The 4,290-nt window shown below is 72.9% G+C and carries 2 protein-coding genes; both read right to left on the reverse strand.

The annotated features are described in order from the left end of the window. A partial coding sequence (locus NBZ85_RS28320; RefSeq protein ID WP_308205232.1) for a type I polyketide synthase occupies positions 1-1,752 on the reverse strand: 1,752 nt, incomplete at its 3' end. Between the two features lie 1,438 nt (positions 1,753-3,190). Then, positions 3,191-4,290 (reverse strand): hydrogenase large subunit (locus tag NBZ85_RS28325; protein ID WP_261563025.1); only part of this gene is annotated, 1,100 nt, incomplete at its 5' end.

The raw sequence follows: 4,290 nt of genomic DNA on the forward strand, positions 1-4,290 counted from the left end.
GTCGGCGGTGCCGCTGCGCGGCGCGGGTGGGCGCGGCTGGGCCGGGGCCTCCTCGAGGATGATGTGGGCGTTGGTGCCGCTCACCCCGAACGCCGACACGCCGGCCCGGCGCGGGCGGCCCTCGCGGCGCGCCCAGGGGACGTTGTCGGTGAGCAGCTCGACGTCGCCGGCCGACCAGTCGACGTGCGGTGACGGCTCGCGGACGTGCAGGGTGCGCGGCAGCACCTCGTGGCGCAACGCCTGGACCATCTTGATGATTCCGCAGACCCCGGCGGCGGCCTGGGCGTGGCCGATGTTGGACTTCAGCGAGCCCAGGTACAGCGGCCGGCCGGCCGGCCGGTCCTGGCCGTAGGTCGCGAGGACGGCCTGGGCCTCGATCGGGTCGCCGAGCGTGGTGCCGGTGCCGTGCGCCTCGACCGCGTCGACGTCGGCGGTCCGCAGGCCGGCGTTGGCCAGTGCCTGGCGGATGAGCCGCTGCTGGGACAGGCCGTTGGGGGCCGTCAGCCCGTTGCTGGCGCCGTCCTGGTTGATCGCCGTGCCGCGCAGCACCGCGTGCACCCGGTGGCCGCGGCGGCGGGCGTCGGAGAGCCGTTCCAGCAGCAGCACGCCCGCGCCGTCCGCCCAGCCGGTGCCGTCGGCGTCGGCGGAGAACGCCTTGCACCGCCCGTCCGGCGCCAGCCCCCGCTTGCGGCTGAACTCGACCAGGATGCCCGGCGTCGACATGACCGTCACCCCGCCGACGAGCGCCAGGTCGCACTCCCCCGCGCGCAGCGACTGGCTGGCGAGATGGGTCGCGACCAGCGAGGCGGAGCACTGGGTGTCCACGCTCAGCGCCGGCCCCTCCAGGCCGAAGGTGTAGGCGACCCGGCCGGCGATCACCCCGGAGGCGTTGCCGGTGAGCAGCTGACCCTGCGCATCCTGCGGCGCGGTGTGCCAGGCCGGTCCGTAGTCCTGCAGCGAGACCCCGGTGAACACGCCGGTGCGGCTGCCGCGCAGGGAGCGGGGGTCGATGCCGGCCCGCTCCAGCGCCTCCCAGGAGACCTCCAGCATCAGCCGCTGCTGCGGGTCGAGGGCGCCTGCCTCCCGCGGGCCGATCCCGAAGAACGCCGGGTCGAACTGGTCGATGCCGGTCAGGAACCCGCCGTGGCGGGTGTAGGCGGTGCCGGGATGGTCGGGGTCCGGGTGGTAGAGCCTGGCCAGGTCCCAGCCCCGGTCCTCGGGCAGGCCGGCGACCGCGTCGCGCCCGGCGTGCACCAGCTCCCACAGCGCCTGCGGCGAGTCGATGCCGCCGGCCAGCCGGCAGCCCATGCCGACGATGACGATCGGGTCGTCGGCCGGCCGGAACCCGCCACCCGCCATGGCGCCGCCCACCGCCGGTCCCGCCGTCGGGCTCACGGCGATGATCTCGTCGCCGATCCCGAGCAGTTCGCGCCGCAGATGGTCCGCGAGGGCGTGCGGCGTCGGCCGGTCGAAGAACAGGGTGGCGGGCAGGCGCAACCCCGTCTGCTCGGCCAGCGCGGCCCGCAGCCGCTCGGCGATGTGGCGGTAGACCCCGAGCGCGCGCCACGGCGCCCCCCGGTCCACGATGCCGGCGCCCGTACCGGCCACGGCGGCGACCTGCCCCATGACGAGGTCGAGCATCAGCTCGTGCTGAGCGTCCGCCGGCCGGCCGGCCAGCCGGTCCCGCCACGCCCCGTCCGATCCGCCCGCCGCGCGCGGGGATCGTCCGAGGTTCTGGCGCAGATCGTGCATGCGAACTCCCACATTGCTCAGGAATAGGGCAACGATGTGTCGATGACGGTTGCCTGCGCCCGCGCGTGGCCAACGGACAACCGGCGCGCGGGCGCAACGGGCACGGAAGGGGTCCGAGTCCGCGCAGAGGCGACGCGCCAGCCGCCGGTGTGCAGCACAGAGGAAAGTCAGCGTCCCGGTGAATCCGGGCCAATCGGGTGCGTCTGCGCGGCCACGCAGACGCCGACTCGGGCGGCCGGCCCGATGCCGGACCGGGCCGCCGTCCGCCTCCACTCGGAAGGCGACGGCTCGTTGTTCCGGTCGGACGGCTCAGGTGCCGGCGCCCGATTGTTGATCACCTTGGACGCATGGTCGCATCGTGCCCGACCGCGCCGAACTACGACAAATGGCCCTGGCGCGATCGGGCCATGCTGCCCTGGCCCAGACCGTCATCCGTGCAGGTGACGGTGCACGGCCGGCCGGGGGGTGTCTGCATGGTCACGCCCGATTGCCGCTCGCGGGGGCGTCCACTCGCCCCGCTTCGGGCAGGACGACCGGGCTTGGCGCGATGGCCCCGCCAGGCCTGCTGCCGGCGGCGCCAGGCGCCCCGCCCGAGCCGCCGCGCCTCCCCCGCCGAGGCCGGCTTCCACCGAGGCCGGCTTCCACCGAGGCGCTTCCCGCCGACGCCGATCCCCGCCGGTGTCGCGAGGGACACACCCGATTAGGACCCCCGATGGCGGCGCCCCTTCGGCGACGGGGTCCTGCCGGCAGCGCTCGACCTGCGGGCGGCGATCGTCACCGGGGCGCGGCCCAAGCGTGCCTTCAGACCCGCCGCCGATCAGACGGGCACGCTGTTCCGTCATTTCCCGAGTCGGGATGCGCTGCTCGAGGCGCTGCTGCACGACCGGACCGAGGCCCTGTGCACCGAGGCCCTGTGCACCGAGGCCGAACGGCTGCTCGACGCCCCGGACGCGGCCACCGCGTTGTTCGACTGGCTGACGGACCTGGTCGACCATGTCGCCGGCTACCGCGGCGTCTCCTGGGGCAAGGAGCAGGCGCCCGCCGGGACGCACACGTGCGTTCGTGAGGAGGCACCCGAGGAGGTGCTTCGACTCGCGGGCACCCAGGACGGTCCCGCTCCGTTGAACGTGTCCGTGCCGGGGGACATGCCCCCTGAGCGGATCCAGGGCTCTCACGGGGACGCGGGGCCTTGCGAAGCTGATCTTTGGTCGGACCAGACTTCATACCGGGGACTCGCGTTTCCTCTTCCACCCCCTTGAACCCCAGAGCATTCGACTACATCCGGCGACAGTCACGCACAGCAGCCAACCGTTACTTCGAGTTCCATGCCAGGCCCAAGCGAGATGGCTCGCTGGGCCCGGGGGGCAGCATCCTGATCGTGTGGGCCGCAGCGGACGGCAGAACGGGCGGGAAGCGGCGCCCCGACGCCGTGGGTGGTTTATAGGTCGTTGCCGGCGTAGGAAAGGTTGAAACTCTTGTTGGCGAGGGGGAAGTCGGGGACGATCGTGCCGGCCAGGGCGACCGGCAGGGCGGGCCAGTTGAAGAAGGACGGGTCGACGACTTTCACCCGAGTTACCGTGTCGTCGTCGCCGAGTTCGACGCGGTGGGTGATGGTGCCGCGCCATCCCTCGACGATACCGACTCCCGAGACCGGCCCTGTATGTCTGGCCGAAGGTGGCCAGGCGCCGGTCTGCCCTGGCGCGAGGTTGCGGGCGAGGTGGGTAAGCAGGGCGAGGGAGGCATCGATTTCGTCGGCGCGGACAAGGAAGCGGGCCAGGACGTCGCCGCTGGTGTGGGTTGGGACGCGTAGGTGTCCGCTGAGGTCGTAGTGGGGGTGGGCGAGGCGCGCGTCGTACGGGAGGCCGCTGGCCCGTGCGACGTAGCCGAGGGCGCCGAGGTCTCGGGCCACGTCGGCGGGGAGAACCGCGGTGCCGGTGAAACGGTCCCGTACGACGCTGTGACCGAGCGCGAGGGCGACAATGTTCTGGGCGTCATCGGCGACCGCCTGGAGTTCTCCGATGTCCGGGATGCCGCGCAGCCGGGTGCCGCCGAGGTGGACGCCGCCGCGTAGGAGTCGGTGGCCGGTGACGCGGGCGTTGAGGCGTAGTAGGCGTTCGCGAAGCCGCCCTGCGTGGGCGTGCAGGACGCTGTGGCCGACGTCGTTACACAGCGCGCCGAGGTCGGCGACGTGGTTGTGCAGGCGTTCCAGTTCCAGCAGGAGCGCCCGCCCGCGCTGGGCGTCGGGGGGGACGTCGATGCCCTGGGCGTCTTCGACGGCGAGGCAGTAGGCCAGGGCGTGGCCTACTGCGGTGTCGCCGGAGATGCGCTCGGCCAGCGGCAGCCTGGAGGCTGCCGGGTGGCCTTCGAAGAGCTTCTCGACTCCTCGGTGGAGGAACCATAGGCGGGCTTTGAGTTTCAGGATGGTTTCGCCGACGACGGAGAATCGGAAGTGGCCGGGTTCGATCAGTCCGGCGTGGACGGGTCCGACCGGGATTTCGTACACGCCGGGCCCCTCGACGGTGAGGAAGGGGAAGGGAC

The organism is Frankia tisae (assembly GCF_025403405.1).
GTDB lineage: Bacteria > Actinomycetota > Actinomycetes > Frankiales > Frankiaceae > Frankia > Frankia tisai.